The sequence below is a fragment of the Oligella sp. HMSC09E12 genome (assembly GCF_001808505.1).
GTDB lineage: Bacteria > Pseudomonadota > Gammaproteobacteria > Burkholderiales > Burkholderiaceae_B > Oligella > Oligella urethralis.
The window spans coordinates 1-658 of record NZ_KV793563.1 but is presented as its reverse complement, the minus strand read 5'-3'; the positions used below and the strand labels follow the sequence as shown (position 1 = coordinate 658).

Annotated in this window: 1 protein-coding gene; it reads left to right on the top strand. The window is 41.2% G+C overall.

Annotated elements, in window-relative coordinates; genetic code table 11:
- The coding region (locus HMPREF3179_RS04025; RefSeq protein WP_371441418.1) for an SIR2 family protein at window positions 1–657 on the top strand (657 nt) is incomplete at its 5' end.
- Between the last annotated feature and the right edge of the window lies 1 nt (window position 658).

Here is a 658-nt window from a genome sequence, read left to right as displayed (position 1 = left end):
CGCTGCGGCTCCAAACCGGCACGTGTGCCAAGCGTTAAACGTCCTCTGGATAGGGTTGTAATAACGAGAGAAAACATGGATATAGAAAGCAAGTTAGTTGATATCTTTCGAAGCCGTTCAGCAGGGCCCTTTCTTTTCTTGGGATCTGGGTTCTCCAGAAGGTATTTGGGTTTAAAGGACTGGAAAGGACTACTAAGTAAGTTCTGCGTGACAGGAAAGCCCTTCGAATACTACTTATCATCAGCGAATGGTAGTTACCCAAGGGTTGCAGCACTGCTTGCCAAGGATTTTAATGAATATTGGTGGTCTGCTTCTGAGTATTCGCAAAGCGTAGAGCGATTTAAATCAAAAGTTTTAGATGAAACTTCAGCGCTCCGAATCGAAATATGTAACTATCTGTCCACTTTAGATCAATCTAAAGCAAAAGAGTCTGAATACGCGGATGAAGTAAAGTTGCTTTCTAACTTGAACGTTGACGGTGTAATTACGACAAACTGGGATATGTTCATTGAACAACTCTTCCCTGAATATAAAACTTACATTGGCCAAGAAGAGTTGTTGTTTTCAAATCCGCAAGAAATAGGTGAGATATACAAGATTCATGGCTGTTCAACAAACTCTAACACTCTCTATGTCAGGATAGTTGTCACCCTCTAAA